The organism is Pseudomonas sp. LB3P31 (assembly GCF_054897945.1).
This window is the reverse complement of sequence record NZ_CM142710.1, coordinates 3,306,113-3,322,503: the sequence shown is the minus strand read 5'-3', so window position 1 is coordinate 3,322,503 and position 16,391 is coordinate 3,306,113. Positions and strand designations below refer to the sequence as shown.

Below are 16,391 nucleotides of genomic sequence, written 5' to 3'. Positions count from 1 at the left end.
TCAGCCGCCAGTGTTTACTGCTACCGGTGGGTGTCGGGCGGTGATATCGAACAGCGTGTAGGACAGCGTCAGGTGCTTCACATCCTTGGGCATGTCACGGTCAACGATGAAACGTACCGGCATCTCGATCCGCTGACCGGGCTGCAGCACTTGCTGGGTAAAGCAGAAACATTCAGTTTTGTGGAAGTACGCGGCCGCTGCGCTGGGCGCGATGCTCGGCACGGCTTGGGCGCTCATTGGGCGATCGGTGGGGTTGTGCGCGATGAAAATCATCTCGTTCACTGCGCCCGGGTTGGCGGTCAGCTCGTCGTGCTTGGGATAAAAATCCCAGGACATGTCGGCAGAGTTGGTGGACAGAAATTGCACGCGCACTTGCCGTGAGGTGTCGACGACCTGCTCGCCCTCGTATTGCCCTGCGGTCTTGCCATTGATGCCGAACACCCTGCACATCACGTCGTAGATCGGCACCAGGGCGAAGCCGAAGACAAACATCGTCACTACCACCAGCAGCAGGCGGGTGACGAGTTTTTTCATTGAAATCGAGTCAGCCATGATCCCCGCCCTCGGCGCCGATGACTGTGGGAGCGGGCTTGCTCGCGAAGCAGGCGCTGCGGTTTAACAGGAGCACCGCGTCATCGTTCTTCGCGAGCAAGCCCGCTCCCACATTGGGTAGTGTGTTCATTTCACTTCCGGCGGCGTGGTGAAGGTGTGATAAGGCGCCGGCGACGGAATGCTCCATTCCAGGCCTTCTGCCCCGTCCCACGGTTTGGCCGGTGCTGGTGGGCCGCCACGGATGGTCTTGATCACGATGAACAGGAAGAAGATCTGCGTGGCGCCAAACATGAACGCGCCGATCGACGACACCATGTTGAAGTCGGCGAACTGCAGGTTGTAGTCCGGAATCCGCCGCGGCATGCCCGCCAGCCCGACGAAGTGCATCGGGAAGAACGCCATGTTCATGCCGATGAACGAGAGCCAGAAGTGCAGCTTGCCGAGGGTTTCGTCGTACATGTGGCCGGTCCATTTCGGCAGCCAGTAATAGGCCGAGGCGAAGATCCCGAAGATTGCCCCTGGCACCAGCACATAGTGGAAATGCGCGACCACGAAGTAAGTGTCCTGGTATTGGAAGTCCGCCGGGGCGATGGCCAGCATCAGCCCGGAGAAGCCGCCAATAGAAAACAGGATCACGAACGCCACGGCAAACAGCATCGGTGTTTCGAAGGTCAGCGAGCCTTGCCACATGGTGCTGGCCCAGTTGAACACCTTGACCCCGGTCGGCACTGCAATCAGCAATGTGGCGTACATGAAGAACAGCTCGCCCACCAACGGAATGCCGACCACGAACATGTGGTGCGCCCAGACGATGAACGACAGGAACGCGATACTCGCCGTGGCGTAGACCATCGAGGTGTAGCCGAACAGCGGTTTGCGCGAAAAGGTCGGGATGATGGAGCTGACGGCACCGAAGGCCGGCAGGATCATGATGTACACCTCGGGGTGACCGAAGAACCAGAACACATGCTGGAACAACACCGGGTCACCGCCACCGGCGGCACTGAAGAAACTGGTGCCGAAGTGGATGTCCATCAGCATCATGGTCACGCATCCGGCCAGGACCGGCATTACTGCGATCAACAGGAACGCGGTGATCAGCCACGTCCAGACGAACAACGGCATTTTCATCAATGTCATGCCGGGGGCGCGCAGGTTGAGGATGGTGGCGATCACGTTGATCGCGCCCATGATCGAACTGATCCCCATCAAGTGGATGGCGAAGATGAAAAACGTCACGCTTTCCGGGGCATAGGTGGTCGATAGCGGGGCGTAGAAGGTCCAGCCGAAGTTCGGCCCGCCACCCGGAGTGAACAGGGTCGAAACCAGCAGGATGAACGCCGCCGGCAACAGCCAGAAACTAAAATTGTTCATGCGTGGCAGCGCCATGTCTGGCGCGCCGATCATCAACGGGATCATCCAGTTGGCCAGGCCGACGAATGCCGGCATTACCGCGCCGAAGACCATCACCAGGCCGTGCATGGTGGTCATCTGGTTGAAAAACGCCGGTTCGACGATCTGCAGGCCCGGCTGGAACAGTTCGGCGCGAATCACCATCGCGAACGACCCGCCGAGCAGGAACATGGAAAACGCGAACCACAGGTACAGGGTGCCGATGTCCTTGTGGTTGGTGGTCAGCACCCAGCGCATCAGGCCTTTGGCAGGGCCGTGGGCATGGTCAGCGGCATGACCGTGATCATCGATTACAGCGCTCATGGCCGTTCTCCCGAGAACGAATGGGCTGGGCAGGCCGGGGCGTACTGCCCCGACCGGTTCCTTGGGTACGCAATAGACCGGGTCATTTGCTTTCCGCCTGTTTCAGCTCCAGCACTTCTTTAGGAGTGACCATGTCGCCTTTGTTGTTGCCCCAGGCGTTACGTTCGTAGGTCACGACCGCCGCGATATCGACTTCCGAGAGCTGCTTGCCGAACGCCGCCATGGCCGTGCCGGGTTTACCGTGGAAGACAATGCCCAGGTGTGCATCTTTTGGTCCGGTGGCGATTTTCGAGCCCTTGAGTGCCGGGAACATCGGCGGCAGGCCCTGGCCTTCTGCCTGGTGACAGGCTACGCAGGCTGTGTGGTAGACCTTGTCGCCGCGCTCCTTGAGCTCGTCGAGGGTCCATTCCTTGCTGGTCAGCTCTTTGAGTTGCGCAGCTTCGGCCTTGCGTTCGCCCAGCCATTTTTCGTAATCGGCCTTTTCCTTGACCTCGACCACGATCGGCATGAAGCCGTGATCCTTGCCGCACAGCTCGGCGCACTGGCCGCGGTAGATGCCGGGTTTGTCGACACGGGTCCAGGCTTCATTGACGAAACCGGGAATCGCATCGCGCTTGACCGCGAAGGCCGGCACCCACCAGGAGTGGATCACGTCGGCGGAGGTCACCAGGAAACGCACCTTGGCGCCGATCGGCAGCACCAGCGGCTTGTCGACTTCGAGCAAGTAATGCTCGCCCTTGGTTTCCTTGTTGTGGATCTGCTCGGCGGGGGTGGCCAGGTTGCTGAAAAACTCGACGTCCTGGCCCAGGTATTTGTAGTGCCACTTCCACTGATAGCCGGTGACCTGGATATCGATATCCGGCTCACTGGAGTCATACATCTTTATCAGGGTTGCAGTTGCGGGAACCGCCATGGCCACCAGGATCAGGAAGGGCACGATGGTCCAGAGGATTTCCACTGTAGTACTTTCATGAAATTTCGCGGCCACCTGCCCGGTTGAGCGACGGTGGAGAATCATCGACCAGAACATGGCGCCGAAGACGATGATGCCGATCACTACACAGATCCAGAAAATGGTCATGTGCAGGTCAAATACTGCGTGACTGATTTCAGTCGCTCCAGGCGCCATATTCACAGTCCAGGCGGCTTGCGCCTGGCTGAAAATCGACCACAACAGGAGGCCCATCCAGACGTGTGGATGTCGCATCATTGCGGGTTCCCCTTATCGTTCTTGTTATCCCGCCGGCTTTCACCAGTGGCAAGGGAGCGGCTTTTCAGACTACGAACTTGATTGCCGGGCCTTGCTGCGTGTGCAGTCGGGCGTCATCAGCTAACTCCATTCCAACCCGAGTATAGACAGCGACCGCGACCTCGCAATGCGATGTGGTAAAACAAACGAGACAGTGACCTCTTGCGCTCAAGGGCACGAATGGAGAAGGATGCAGACGAGTGGTGGCAAATGGATATAACTTTGATGTCTTAAGGGTGAAATAATTATGACAAATGTGTCTGAGGATTTTTCCTACGGCAGCTAAGTTATGTCTTCCCTATTTCTTTGCCTTGTTTCCTGGAGTTTTCATGAACACCGCCGCATTGCGCGAGCAGATCCAAAAAGCCCAACAACACGAAGCCGAGACTGGCCTGCTGACCCGTCAGCTGGAAACCAAACTGCCTCATCTACACCCGTCCATCCAGTTGCCAGAGACGGACGCCAATGGCGTGCTGACACGATTTGTCGCCGCCTACATCGACGAGGTGCCTGACCTGCTGGATGCTGCGAATGAAGTGGCCAGGGAAGCGGGCATCGAATCGCAGATCAAGCCGGTGCTGAAAATTGCCGAGCAGTATTTTATCCAGCCGCCAGCGGTCATGGCTGGTCACATCGGGCTCGACAGCCTGCTGGATGAAGCCTATCTGGCGCATCGCTTTGTCGAAGAGGTCAACGACCTGTATATCAAGCATCTGGGGCAGCCATTGATCCCATTGGACATGACTGTCGCCAACCTGATTGCCCATCAGTTGATCGGTGAGGAATTCGCCAACCAGCTGGATGAGGTGGTGCATCACGCCCTCGACGAGATGCTCAATAATGAGAGCTTCGCGCTGGAGTCGGTGGACGCCTATCGCGAGAAACTGAGCAGTCCCGACACAGGTGCCGCGTGGAAACGCTGGCCATGCATGTCGCGTCGGTTAGGTTTGGGCCTGGACCTGGATCAGCCTGCGGCTTGATTGCCTGTCTGAAATAATCCCATGTGAGCGCGAGCCTTTGGGACCAAGGCTGTGGGAGCAAGGCTTGCCCGCGATGGCGTTGGCACATCCGAGATTGATGTGACTGACAGGCCGCCATCGCGAGCAGGCTCGCTCCTACATTGATCGTGTTTTATCCTGCGGATCCTACGCCGGTGGTCGTGCGTAACCGCCCTTCCAGCCTGCGCTTCAACCCCCGCGCCTCGATCAGCAGCTTCGAACCCTTCGCCGCATTGGCCCGCCCCCATTCCTCCAACAGTTCCAGGCACGAGTGATCGATGTAGCTCAGGTTATTGAGCGGCACATGCACGGTTGCGCCCGGGGGAATAGTGCCCAGCACCTGGGTCAGCGCCGGTACTTTGAGAAAGGTCGCCGCACCGCTCAGGCGCAGCTCCATTTCACCCTCTGCTGGCAAATCGATCAGGCTGATTTTCAGGCGCGAAGCTTTCCACGCCAGCTTGGCCAGCGTCAGGCCAAAGCCGATCAACACGCCCGTCAGCAGGTCGGTGAAGACGATCGCCAGCGCAGTCGCCGCGTAGGTAAACATAGGCATCCGACCGTAACGCCCCAGGCCGCGAAATGCCTTGAGGTCGACCAGCTTGAACCCGGTAAAGACCAATACGCCTGCCAGGCTCGCCACTGGAATACTTTGCAACACACTGGAAAGCAGCAGTACGAAGGCCAGCAGCCACAAACCGTGGAACACCGTCGACAGTCGAGTGGTGGCGCCGGCCTGCACGTTGGCCGAGCTTCGCACGATCACACCGGTCATTGGCAGGGCACCCAGCAAGCCGCAAAGCATATTGCCCACGCCTTGAGCCGACAGCTCCCGGTCGAAGTCGGAGCGCTGGCCGCTGTGCATGCGGTCTACCGCAGCGGCAGAGAGCAAGGTTTCGGCGCTGGCGATGAAGGCCACGGCAAACGCGGCGATCAGCAAGGTTGGATCGGCAAGGTTCAGCAAGTCCGCCGGTTTCAGCCAGTCGATGGCTTCCGCCAGGTTTGCCGGGACTTCAACCCGTTTGACTTGCAAGGCCAGTATCAGGCTGGCGCCGGTCGCCAGTCCGACGCCGAGCAAAGCGCCCGGAATAAAGCGCAGGGAGTGTGGACGGAATTTTTCCCATAGCCACATCACGGCAATCGTCGACAGTCCGAGCAAGCCCGCTTGCCAGCCGAATGACGGCAAGGCTTGTGCGATGGCGGCAGGGAAGGCCGTCAGGTTGTCCAGGCCAGAGGGCTTGGGCGCGGAGTCGAGCATCACATGGACCTGGGACAGTACGATCAGCACGCCGATACCGGCGAGCATGCCGTAGACCACTGCAGGTGCCGTTACCCGAAACCAGCAGCCCAGTTTCAACCGACCGGCCACCAGTTGCAGAAATCCCGCCAGCAGCAGGATCGGCCCGAGCATGGCGATGCCATGCTGACGCACCAGCTCGAAGACCAGTACCGCCAGCCCGGCCGCCGGGCCACTGACTTGCAGGGGCGAGCCGGCCAGCCAGCCCACTACCAGGCCACCGATGATCCCGGTAATCAAGCCTTTTGCAGGCGGCAGGCCTGAAGCGATGGCGATGCCCATGCACAAGGGCAGGGCCACCAGGAATACCACTACCGAAGCCAGCAGCTCCCGGGGTAGAACAGCTTTGAGTTGCGCAGCACGCATATTGATTCTCCCGACATTTCTTCAGGCGTGGCAAAGCCCGGCTGCTTGTTGAGCAACCTCGGCTTTGCCACACAGGGGTTTAGGAGGAGTTAGAAGCGCGCTTTGGGCGTCGCCACCGGGATCGGATGGGTGCCATCCAGTGGCAGGAAACAACCTTTGTCCGCGTCGTAAGCTTTGATTTCGCTGGTTTCGATGTTGTAGACCCAGCCGTGAATAAACAGATGACCGTTGGCCATGCGCGAGGCCACTGAAGGGTGCGTGCGTAAGTGCTGGAGTTGCGCGATCACGTTCTCTTCGGTGAGCACGTGCATGCTTTCGTTTTCATCGGCGCAGTTGCAGTTCTCATGAACCATCGTCTTCGCCACTTCGGCGTGGCGCAGCCAGGCTTTGACCGTTGGCATCTTTTCCAGGCTGTCGGGGTTCAGCACCGCGCGCATGGCGCCGCAGTCGGAATGCCCGCAGATGATGATGTGCTGCACACCAAGCGCCAGCACCGCATATTCGATAGCGGTAGAAACACCGCCGTTCATTTGTCCGTAAGGCGGCACGACGTTGCCGACGTTACGGGTCACGAACAGATCGCCGGGGGCGCTTTGGGTGATCAATTCAGGAACGATGCGCGAATCGGCGCAGGCAATAAACATTGCCCGGGGACTTTGCGCGGTGGCGAGTTTCTTGAAGAGTTCTTCCTGCTGGGGAAAAACGTCGTGATGAAAATGCAAAAAGCCGTCAACGATATGCTGCAACGCTGCATCGGCGGTTTCAGCCACGGGTTGGGCGGAAGCCGACGCAGCCAACGGCTGTTTATCCTTGTCACTCATGAAATTCATCCTCTTTGGCGGAGTCAGGGAAGTGTCCCGTTTTGTCCGGTATGAAGCCAGTGGCTGCTAAAAACATCCAGGCCAGAAATCTCGACCCATCAGTCACTCGATGAACAAGGTAGTCCGCGAAACTTAACTCAAACTGAATCAACCGCTCTAGAACGTGTGTTCCAGGTCACAAAAAACGTGACTGGGTGATGGCAAGTTGCTTCGTCACTCCTCAACCATAGGCCAATTGTCCTCAAATCAGCGACATTTGGCGACCCGGGGGACAGAAGGCATTGCAGTCCAGGTCAAAACCTTCCCGGCGGTTAAGCCCCAGGCGCTTGATGGTCTTGGCAAAACGTTGCGCTAGGAGGTCGGCGAAGGGACCTTCGCCGCGCATTCGAGCGCCAAATCGGCTGTCGTACAACTCACCGCCGCGGCTTTGGCGAATCAGGCTCAATACATGAGCTGCCCGTTGCGGATAGTGCGCCGCCAGCCATTCTTCGAACAGCGGTGCCACTTCCAATGGTAGCCGCAGCATCATGTAGGCGGCACTGCTGGCGCCGGCGGCGCAGGCTTCGGTGAGCAGGCTTTCGAGTTCGCTGTCGTTGATCATCGGGATCATCGGCGAACACAGCACCCCGACCGGAATTCCGGCCTCGCGCATCACGCGGATCGCTCGCAGGCGGGCCTTGGGTGCGGCGGCTCGGGGTTCGAGAATGCGCTTGAGCTCATCATCCAGGGTCGTCAGGCTGATCATCACCGCCACCAGTTTTTGCTCGGCAAGTTCGGTCAGCAGGTCCAGGTCCCGAAGAATCAGCGAACCCTTGGTGATGATGGTGACCGGATGCCGGTAGCGCAGCAGCACTTCCAGGGTCTGGCGGGTAATTTTGTGTTCGCGTTCGATCGGTTGGTACGGGTCGGTGTTGGAACCCAGGTTGATCGGTGCGCACTGGTAACCGCGCTTGGACAGCTGTTCTTCCAGCACATCGGCAGCGTTGGTCTTGGCGATCAGTCGGGTTTCGAAGTCCAGTCCGGGTGACATGTCCCAGTAAGCATGACTGGGCCGGGCATAACAATAAATGCACCCATGCTCACATCCGCGATAGGGGTTGATCGAACGATCGAAGGGCAGGTCCGGCGAGTTGTTACGGGTGATGATGGTTTTTGCCGTTTCGAAGCGCACTTCCGTGCCTTGGGTCAGCGGCACCTCCTGGTACCAGCCGTCGTCTTCGGCTACCGAACGATTCGGAGCGAACCGATTGTGCGGGTTGGTGGCAGTGCCGCGGCCACGGGGTGGAAGTGGAGTAGCCATCGATCGGGCCTCATCAGCTGTATGCTTATACAGTATACGGCCTTGACTCAATCAGCCAGTGCCGTTCGGCTATTTCCTGAATATTTCGCAGTGTGTTCAGGTCATGTTGAGAAATACATGGTGGCTAGCTTATTGATCGGTAGTGTCAGTATTCTTTGGTCTACGGAAGTTCTGATTCCTCAGTTATTAAAAGGATTTAATAAATGTCTTTCTACAATCAGCGCGGTATTTTTCTTCAACTGTTACGACCCTCTGTAGTAAGCCCGAACGAAGTGCGGGTTTCCATGCAGTTCGCATTAAAGGAGGAAGGGTACGATCCGGTCAACCGGGAGGTAATCTATTCTTTACTGGACTCCACAAGCCGCGAAGCCGTGTCGAACGACCGCGGCGCCACCTTCTCCATGCGCGCCGCGTCTACTGACCTGGATGGCGACGGAGATATCGATGCGCAGGACAAGTCAGTTCTGCTGGCATTAGCAAAAGCCTATTCAAAAATCGTTAATCCCTGATCGCTGCGGGACAGCTGCATACAAGTTCAAATAAGTAATACATCGAGCCCCCTTTCCCTGAACTTCGGCGCGGTTTCTTTGCGCCGTTTTTTTTGAATTCACGGATCTTTGACAATGGCCTCACAAACCATTGACTGTTCAACAGTGAAAATAGGGTCACTCTTCCAAGCCAGGCACACGGTCGTTTGAGCATGCTCCCATTACGTCTATCACTTGCGGCACTAATCTGTTCGCTCGCCGCATTGTTCAGCCTCCCGCATGCGTACGCCGAAGATTCCTCGTTCACCCGGCCTGGGGAATGGGCTCAGCCGGTCGAGGCGCGGTACAACCTTTTTCAAATGTCTCCCACGCTCTACCGCAGTGCACTGCCGGATCGAAACGCGATGCCGCTGCTGCAGGAACTGAAGGTCACCACGGTCATCAACTTCCTGCCCGAGGCGGATTCGAACTGGCTGTCATCCCCAGGAGTCACCCAAGTACAACTGCCATACCGGACTAATCACGTGGATGATGCAGATGTATTGAAGGTACTTCGAACTATCCGCGACGCAGAGAACAATGGGCCGGTGCTGATGCACTGCAAGCACGGCTCCGATCGCACGGGTTTGATGGCGGCGATGTATCGGGTTGTCATTCAAGGGTGGAGCAAGGAAGAGGCCCTGAGTGAAATGACGCAGGGCGGCTTCGGTGACAACGCCCATTACCGCGATGGCGTGCGTTACATGATGCAGGCCGATGTCGACAAGCTACGCACCGCACTGGCCAATGGCGACTGTAGCACCAGTGCTTTCGCTGCCTGCTCGATGAAGAGCTGGTTCAAATCGGCGCATGTCGACTCGCAGCAGTGAACAGCGCCACCCCATTCCCTTTCAGAGGTCAAAGGTGGCGGCGACTCACGGTTGCTCGTCAGGCTTTTTCTTCAATTTCGGGTTCGGGAAAAACTGGACTGCCTGAACTTTCGCGTCCGCGACCTTCAGTGCCGAAGTGTTGACCCGCGTACCCAATTCCTTGGGCACGGACAAGCCTTGTGCATTGAGCGTGTCGGCATAACCACAGGCCACGCATTCACGATGGGGAACGTCGTCCTCGCTCCACATCATCAACTTGTCCGGCTCGCTGCATGCCGGGCACACAGCACCGGCAATAAAGCGTCGTTTGGTAATCACAGGCCCCTCACTCATGCTGCCGCTTCCTCACTCAGGCCGCTGTGGCGCAAGAGTGCGTCAATCGATGGCGCACGGCCACGGAAGTCGACGAACAGCACCATTGGCTCCTGTGAACCGCCTCGGGCCAGGATTGCCTCGCGGAAGGCGCGACCGGTTTGTTCGTTGAGTACGCCATCTTCTTCAAACTTCGAGAATGCGTCGGCAGACAGTACTTCAGCCCATTTGTAGCTGTAGTAACCCGCGGCGTAACCGCCAGCGAAAATGTGCGCAAAACTGTTGGGGAAGCGGTTGTAAGCCGGTGGCCGCATCACCGAAACCTCGTCACGCACTCCTTCGAGCACTTGCAGGACGCTGCGACCATCGCCGTGGGTAGCGTGCAGTTCGAAGTCGAACAGCGAGAATTCAAGCTGGCGGACCATCATCAGGCCGGACTGGAAATTTTTTGCCGCGAGCATTTTTTCCAGCAGGTCCTGTGGCAGCGGTTCACCGGATTCATAGTGACCCGAGATCAACGCCAGGCCTTCCGGCTCCCAGCACCAGTTCTCCATGAACTGGCTTGGCAACTCGACTGCATCCCAGGCCACACCGTTGATACCGGAAACGCCGGCGTGTTCAACGCGGGTGAGCAGGTGGTGCAAGCCATGACCGAATTCGTGGAACAGCGTGGTTACTTCATCGTGGGTCAACAGGGCTGGCTTGCCACTGTCAGCTGGAGTGAAGTTACACACAAGGTTAGCCACCGGGTTCTGCAACGCACCTTCAGCGGTCCGGCGGCGGTCGCGGGCGCCGTCCATCCAGGCTCCGCCGCGCTTGTTGGCGCGAGCATACAGGTCGAAGAAGAAGCGACCCACGTGCTGACCATTTTCCTTGATCTCGAACAACCGGACATCCGGGTGCCAGGTGTCGAAGCCTTTCTGCTCGGCGATCTCGATGCCATACAGACGCTGGACGATGGCAAACAGGCCGCCCAGTACTTTGTCGATCGGGAAGTAGGCACGAAGCGTTTCCTGGGCAACGCTGTAACGTTGTTCGCGCAGTTTTTCCCCGTAGAAACCGCTGTCCCAGCTTTGCAGGTCCGGGCAGCCTTGCTCGGCGGCATACGCCTTGAGCTGCTCCAGATCCTGTGCGGCAAACGGTTTGCTGCGCTTTGCCAGGTCGCGCAGAAAACTGATGACCTGATCGCTCGACTCAGCCATTTTGGTCGCCAGGCTCAGTTCCGAGAAGCTGGCGAAGCCCAGCAGTTTTGCGAGCTCCTGGCGCAGGTCGAGGATTTCTTCCATGACCGGACCGTTATCGTTCTGTCCGGCGTTAGGTCCCTGGTCCGACGCACGGGTGCAGTAGGCGGCGTAGACTTCTTCGCGCAGGCCACGATCGTGGGCGTAAGTCATCACCGCGTAGTAGCTCGGGAATTCCAGGGTGATCAGCCAGCCATCAAGACCTTTGGCCTGGGCGGCAGCAGCCATCTGCGCCTTGGCAGAGTCGGTCAGGCCGGCGAGGGTGGCCTCGTCAGTGACGTGGCGGGTCCAGGCCTGGGTCGCGTCGAGCAACTGGTTCGAGAAGCGGCTGCCCAGTTCCGACAGTTTGCTCTGCACCTCGGCGTAGCGCTTTTGCTCAGCTTCAGGCAAGTCGATACCCGACAGACGGAAGTCGCGCAGGGCGTGTTCCAGGATAGTTTTCTGGGCTACGTCGAATCCTTCAGCCTCTGGGCTATTGGCCAGGGCTTCGAAGGCCTGGAACAGCTCGCGGTTCTGGCCCATCTCTGTGGAGTAGGCGCTCAAGGCAGGCAGACAGGATTCGTAGGCTTCGCGCAACTCAGCGCTGTTGCACACGGCATTCAGATGACTGACCGGGCTCCAGGCGGCGCCCAGGCGATCGTTCAATTCGTCCATCGCCAATACCAGGCCGGCCCAGGTCGGTTGTTTGCCCTGGCTCTTGAGGATCTCGATAATGGCGGCACGGTTGTCCGCCAGGATCTGCTCAATGGCCGGTTGCACGTGCTCGGCACGGATCGCGGAGAACGGCGGCAGGTCGTAGGACTGCAAAAGAGGGTTGTTCACGCTCACGGTTGGCACCTTGGCTGGAAGAAACATTGCCCCATCTTAATTACAATCGACGCCGACCGCAGCTATCAGCAACAGAGAGAGAGCCTATCGTGACGCTTCGCAAGTATCAGAACCACACGCCATTGCTGGGCAACGGTGCTTTTGTCGACAGTTCGGCGGTGGTTATCGGTGACGTTGAAATCGGCGAAAACAGCTCAGTCTGGCCGCTGACGGTGATCCGTGGCGATATGCACCGCATCCGAATAGGCGCGCGCACCAGCGTCCAGGACGGTTGCGTGCTGCACATTACCCATGCCGGCCCGTTCAATCCCGATGGCTTTCCGTTGCTGATCGGCGACGATGTGACCATTGCGCACAAGGTCATGCTTCACGGTTGCAGCGTGGGCAGCCGGGTGCTGATTGGCATGGGCAGCATCGTCATGGACGGCGCAGTCGTCGGCGATGACGTGATCATCGGCGCGGGCAGCCTGGTGCCTCCGGGAAAACGGTTGGAAAGCGGCTTTCTCTACGTGGGTAGCCCGGTGAAACAGGTCCGTGAGCTGACTGACAAGGAGCGCGCGTTTTTCACCTACAGCGCGGCCAACTACGTGAAGCTGAAAGATCTGCACTTGGCTGAAGGCTACGACCAGCTCTGACCCGGCACACTCAATTCAGGATTCAACATGCATTACCAGAACGTATTGTTCGACCTTGATGGCACCCTGACCGACCCGCGCGAAGGCATTACCCGTTCAATCCAGTTCGCCTTGGGCAAGTTGGGGATCGACGAGCCCGACCTGAGCAAACTCGAACACTTCATTGGTCCGCCGCTGTTGCAGGCGTTCATGCAGTTCTACGACTTCGATGAGCCCAAGGCCTGGGAGGCGGTCAACTTCTACCGTGAACGCTTCAAGGTCACCGGGCTCTACGAGAATCGGGTCTTCGACGGGGTTACACCGTTGCTGGAAACCCTCGGCGGGCAAGGCCGACAGCTTTATATCGCAACCTCCAAGCCATGGATTTTCGCCCGGGAGATCGCCCGCCACTTCGATTTCAGCAAACACTTCAAGGTGATCTACGGCAGCGAGCTGGACGGCACCCGGACCAACAAGGTCGAGCTGATTGCGCACCTGATGGCCGAAGAAAGTCTGGACCCGACCACCACCTTGATGATCGGTGACCGCAAACACGACCTCATCGGCGCGCGCAGCAACGGACTGGATGCGGCGGCAGTGGGGTATGGTTTTGGCAGCCGCGAAGAACTGAGCGCCGAAACTCCGACTTATCATTTTGAAACGCTGGCTGGCTTGCATCAGGCGTTTTTGAGTAATTAGTTGGGGGGTAAGTCTGTAGGAGCGAGCCTGCTCGCGATGGTCGTTAACGATAACGCCGGAAAACAGACACCCTGCGGCGTTCTCAGGTTTTTCGCGAATAAGCTCGCTCCTTCAAGGCCAATGTCTTCAGTGCTCGCTTGCGGTCCTCCACCGGCAGTGCTCCAAGCTTTTCTGCCGCCGCGTAAAACGCAGGCCAATCCCCGCCCGCCTGCCGAAACAACGCCTCGAACGCCGGCACCCACTGGTCATACAAACCAAACGGCAGCAGTCGGGCATTGTTCAACGGGGCGTTGATCCAGGCGTCATAACGTTTGTCTCCCCCCCACCGGCTGTCGCGGATCTTGCGGTATTCAGTGCGTAACCGTTCGAATTGCGCCGCCTTGCGCTGGCGCATCTGTTCTGGAGGCAAGAGCAGGGCGTACAGCTGTTCGAGTTGGGTGCGCGTTCGCAGTACCAGTTCTATGAATTGATCCCGCTGCTGCGCCTGCGAACCGTTATCTAAAGGCAGTCCACGGAATGCGCGCCATTGCCGAGTGCCTTCCTGCTCCACGAAGGTCGCAAAAGATTCGTTGAATTCGGTGTCGTCCTTCACATACAGGCGTTGGTGCGCGAGCTCGTGGAAGATCAACGTTGCCAGCCGCTCGTCGCCCCAATGCATCATGGAACTGATAATCGGATCGTTGAACCAGCCGAGCGTCGAATAGGCCTCGACGCCGCCAATCGATACGTCCATACCTTGCAGGCGCTGCACAGCGGCCTCACCGCGAGCGGCACTCTGGCTGTAGTAACCGCGATAGGCCACGCAGCCGGCAATCGGGAAGCAATGGTTCTGCGGGGTCAGGGAAAACTCCGCAGTGGCAAATACGTTCCAGACCACAAAAGGTCGCCCGATGTCGGCATACAGGCGGTAGCTCTGATTGTCCGGCAGGTGCAGATGATCGCTGGCAAACGCCCGGGCCTTTTGTGACTGGGTCAGGTGCTCACGCAATTGCTGATTGCGCCGAGGATTGGCGATCACCTCTGATACTGGTTCCCGAGACCACAGCAACTGCAGCTGCCCACTGGCCAACTGGCCGTAGTAGCTGACGCTGGCGCAACCGTTAAGCAACAAAAGCAACACACCCGGAAACAAAACGCGCAAAACGCGATCAAGTAACCCATGGCTTGGAAACGGCCTGATCACAATAAAATTATTCCTGGGAAGTCTGCCCGCAAGATTATCCCGCCGCACTGGAGCTCCGCTATGCGCAAATTGATGCTGACGGGCGGCCTGTTGATGCTGACAGGCTGTGCTGGGTTCGGATTGCCCTATCACGATCCCTCGCAAGCCTGGATCGACCTCGACTCACAGCAGCAAGACACCGCGCTGCAGGCAGTGCAGGTCGATGACAAAGACTCCACCGACAAGCGCTATTTCGAGGTAGAGCCTGGTAGCCACGAATTGACCGTGCGTTACCAATTCCCGGTCGCCGCGACCAATATTGGCCCTGACGCCGAGCCGTTGTGGCGCGATTGCCAACTGAATGTGAAATTCAAGGATTTCAATGCGGGCGAACGCTATCAACTCCAAGCGGGGAACATAGGTTTCCGCCCATGGGCGAAGCTCTACGATCAACAGCGCAAAGTGATAGGCCAAGGCACGCCGGCGGGCTGCCAGCGGACTTGATCGGCGCTATGCTGAATGTCCAGACACAAGGACATTCATCATGCGCAGGTTGCTGCTGTTGCTCGCCACCAGTTTTGTCGCCGCTTGCCAGAGCCCGATGCCGGCCATTAACCCGCAGATGGCCTGGGTAGACTTTGCCACGCCAAGCCCCGGCGGCAAGTTGTTGATGGCCGAGCGTCTGGATAACCAGCGGTTGCGTGATGGCCGTTATTACCAGGTCGCGCCTGGCAGCCATGAACTGCTGGTACGTTTCGACTTCGAAGTGTTTGGCGGCGGCGGCAGCCTGATGACCGGCCCGGTGGAGCGCCTATGCTACCTGACCATCAACTACGACCATTTCGAGGCTGGCCAGCGTTATCTGCTGGAAGCCCGAAGTCTGGCATTCACGCCAAGCGCCAGGTTATACAACGCCAAGCGCGAGATCGTCGCTGAAGACCGGCAGGTCAACTGCCTGATGTAAGCCAGATCAGTTGTCGTTTTTTTGGTAGACGATGGCTTTAGTGCCGTTTTCGCAGGTACCGACGACCATGGCGATGTCATGCTTTTCGCCTTCTTCCTTGGACACGATTTCAAGCGTGTAGGAAGGCACTGCATTCGCCTGGATCTTGATCTCGATCTCTTTCCTGAGTTCTTCGCAATCCTTGGGCGCTGCCATGGCCGAAGTCGCCAGTGCACCGCAGATGATCGCCAAGGCAAAACGTTTCATGGTGAAGCTCCTTTTCCGGCAGCGCGCACGGCCGTGCGCTAAAGCTGCTGTCATTTATTCGACCACAGTATGACCTTCCGGGTTTTGTTTCAGGACAAAAAAGATCGCCGCCCATGGCAGCGTCTACCTCGGTAGACGCTGCCGCAGACAGCGATCTGTGTCCCGCCTGGGCAGAATTAGCTGACCAGGGTCGCATCCAGAGTGATTTTCGCATTCAACACTTTGGAAACCGGGCAGCCCTCTTTGGCTTTATTGCTCAACTCTTCAAACTGCTCCTGGGTGGCACCCGGGATCTTGGCCTTGAGGACCAATTTCACCGCCGTGATGGCGAAACCTCCTTCAACCTGGTCCAGGGTCACTTCGGCGTTGGTATCGATGCTGTCAGCCTTGAGCCCGGCGTCGCCGAGGATCATCGAAAACGCCATGGAAAAACAGCCCGCGTGGGCCGCGCCGATCAGTTCTTCCGGATTGGTGCCCTTACCGCCTTCGAACCTGGCCTTGAAGCCGTAAGGGGCTTCGCGCAGGACCCCGGTTTCCGTGGAAATCGAGCCGATACCGGTTTTCAGGTCACCTTCCCAATGAGCCGATGCTTTCTTAGTGATAGCCATGTCTGCCTCCTCAAGATCGGGCGCGAATCGCCGCGCCTTCGTGGTTTTCGGTTGCTAGGGTTCT

At 58.2% G+C, this 16,391-nt stretch carries 19 protein-coding genes; 7 read left to right on the top strand and 12 right to left on the bottom strand.

All coding sequences use genetic code 11. The annotated features are described in order from the left end of the window. From ACYZTK_RS14985 to coxB, 4 genes are all read right to left on the bottom strand, one after another. Positions 1-552, bottom strand: a complete 552-nt coding sequence (locus ACYZTK_RS14985) for a cytochrome c oxidase assembly protein (protein ID WP_462010606.1) — start codon at positions 550-552, stop codon at positions 1-3. Further along, the gene (locus ACYZTK_RS14980) at positions 545-682 is read right to left on the bottom strand and encodes a hypothetical protein (protein WP_462010605.1); all 138 of its coding nucleotides are present in this window, start codon (positions 680-682) and stop codon (positions 545-547) included. The genes ACYZTK_RS14985 and ACYZTK_RS14980 overlap by 8 nt, the downstream gene beginning before the upstream one ends. Further along, positions 679-2,268, bottom strand: coding sequence for a cytochrome c oxidase subunit I (gene ctaD / locus ACYZTK_RS14975; RefSeq protein ID WP_462010604.1), 1,590 nt, complete (start codon positions 2,266-2,268; stop codon positions 679-681). Before ctaD ends, ACYZTK_RS14980 begins: the two co-directional genes overlap by 4 nt. An 82-nt stretch (positions 2,269-2,350) precedes the next feature. Next, on the bottom strand, positions 2,351-3,478 hold the full coding sequence (gene coxB, locus ACYZTK_RS14970) for a cytochrome c oxidase subunit II (RefSeq protein WP_462010603.1): 1,128 nt from the start codon (positions 3,476-3,478) through the stop codon (positions 2,351-2,353). Positions 3,479-3,846: 368 nt separating this feature from the next. On the opposite strand from coxB, the gene ACYZTK_RS14965 reads away from it, so the two are divergent. Further along, the gene (locus tag ACYZTK_RS14965) at positions 3,847-4,497 is read left to right on the top strand and encodes a hypothetical protein (protein WP_462010602.1); all 651 of its coding nucleotides are present in this window, start codon (positions 3,847-3,849) and stop codon (positions 4,495-4,497) included. A gap of 151 nt (positions 4,498-4,648) precedes the next feature. Here the strand turns inward: ACYZTK_RS14965 and ACYZTK_RS14960 are convergent, their stop codons facing one another. From ACYZTK_RS14960 to ACYZTK_RS14950, 3 genes are all read right to left on the bottom strand, one after another. Continuing rightward, positions 4,649-6,175 (bottom strand): SulP family inorganic anion transporter, encoded by a 1,527-nt coding sequence (locus tag ACYZTK_RS14960; RefSeq protein ID WP_462010601.1) that lies wholly within the window; start codon positions 6,173-6,175, stop codon positions 4,649-4,651. 89 nt (positions 6,176-6,264) lie between these two features. Next, positions 6,265-6,996 (bottom strand): carbonic anhydrase, encoded by a 732-nt coding sequence (locus tag ACYZTK_RS14955; RefSeq protein WP_462010600.1) that lies wholly within the window; start codon positions 6,994-6,996, stop codon positions 6,265-6,267. A 241-nt stretch (positions 6,997-7,237) separates the two neighbouring features. Further along, the gene (locus ACYZTK_RS14950) at positions 7,238-8,296 is read right to left on the bottom strand and encodes a PA0069 family radical SAM protein (RefSeq protein WP_462010599.1); all 1,059 of its coding nucleotides are present in this window, start codon (positions 8,294-8,296) and stop codon (positions 7,238-7,240) included. 203 nt (positions 8,297-8,499) lie between these two features. Between ACYZTK_RS14950 and ACYZTK_RS14945 the strand changes: the two genes are divergently transcribed. Beyond that, positions 8,500-8,805, top strand: a complete 306-nt coding sequence (locus ACYZTK_RS14945) for a hypothetical protein (protein ID WP_462010598.1) — start codon at positions 8,500-8,502, stop codon at positions 8,803-8,805. A 191-nt stretch (positions 8,806-8,996) separates the two neighbouring features. Then, positions 8,997-9,653: a dual specificity protein phosphatase family protein gene (locus ACYZTK_RS14940; protein WP_462010597.1), complete on the top strand. Its 657-nt coding sequence runs from the start codon at positions 8,997-8,999 to the stop codon at positions 9,651-9,653. 45 nt (positions 9,654-9,698) lie between these two features. Here ACYZTK_RS14940 and ACYZTK_RS14935 read toward each other — a convergent pair whose 3' ends face one another. Continuing rightward, on the bottom strand, positions 9,699-9,986 hold the full coding sequence (locus ACYZTK_RS14935) for a YheV family putative zinc ribbon protein (protein WP_462010596.1): 288 nt from the start codon (positions 9,984-9,986) through the stop codon (positions 9,699-9,701). Beyond that, positions 9,983-12,061, bottom strand: coding sequence for an oligopeptidase A (gene prlC, locus ACYZTK_RS14930; protein WP_462010595.1), 2,079 nt, complete (start codon positions 12,059-12,061; stop codon positions 9,983-9,985). The genes ACYZTK_RS14935 and prlC overlap by 4 nt, the downstream gene beginning before the upstream one ends. A gap of 62 nt (positions 12,062-12,123) precedes the next feature. Here prlC and ACYZTK_RS14925 point away from each other — a divergent pair, with 62 nt between their 5' ends. Then, a complete protein-coding gene (locus ACYZTK_RS14925) occupies positions 12,124-12,669 on the top strand; it encodes a gamma carbonic anhydrase family protein (RefSeq protein ID WP_462010594.1) in 546 nt (181 codons plus the stop codon). 27 nt (positions 12,670-12,696) lie between these two features. Then, positions 12,697-13,347 (top strand): HAD family hydrolase, encoded by a 651-nt coding sequence (locus ACYZTK_RS14920; RefSeq protein ID WP_462010593.1) that lies wholly within the window; start codon positions 12,697-12,699, stop codon positions 13,345-13,347. An 82-nt stretch (positions 13,348-13,429) separates the two neighbouring features. Here the strand turns inward: ACYZTK_RS14920 and ACYZTK_RS14915 are convergent, their stop codons facing one another. Beyond that, a complete protein-coding gene (locus tag ACYZTK_RS14915) occupies positions 13,430-14,530 on the bottom strand; it encodes an aminopeptidase (RefSeq protein WP_462010592.1) in 1,101 nt (366 codons plus the stop codon). Between the two features lie 60 nt (positions 14,531-14,590). On the opposite strand from ACYZTK_RS14915, the gene ACYZTK_RS14910 reads away from it, so the two are divergent. Both ACYZTK_RS14910 and ACYZTK_RS14905 read left to right on the top strand, forming a co-directional pair. Next, entirely contained in the window at positions 14,591-15,013 is a 423-nt protein-coding gene (locus ACYZTK_RS14910) for a PA0061/PA0062 family lipoprotein (protein ID WP_462010591.1), read from the top strand. Between the two features lie 40 nt (positions 15,014-15,053). After that, on the top strand, positions 15,054-15,473 hold the full coding sequence (locus ACYZTK_RS14905) for a PA0061/PA0062 family lipoprotein (protein ID WP_462010590.1): 420 nt from the start codon (positions 15,054-15,056) through the stop codon (positions 15,471-15,473). Between the two features lie 6 nt (positions 15,474-15,479). Here the strand turns inward: ACYZTK_RS14905 and ACYZTK_RS14900 are convergent, their stop codons facing one another. Next, positions 15,480-15,719 carry a DUF1161 domain-containing protein gene (locus ACYZTK_RS14900; RefSeq protein WP_462010589.1) on the bottom strand — a complete coding sequence of 80 codons (240 nt, stop codon included), beginning with the start codon at positions 15,717-15,719 and terminating at the stop codon, positions 15,480-15,482. A gap of 176 nt (positions 15,720-15,895) precedes the next feature. Next, a complete protein-coding gene (locus ACYZTK_RS14895; RefSeq protein WP_462010588.1) occupies positions 15,896-16,327 on the bottom strand; it encodes an OsmC family protein in 432 nt (143 codons plus the stop codon). Between the last annotated feature and the right edge of the window lie 64 nt (positions 16,328-16,391).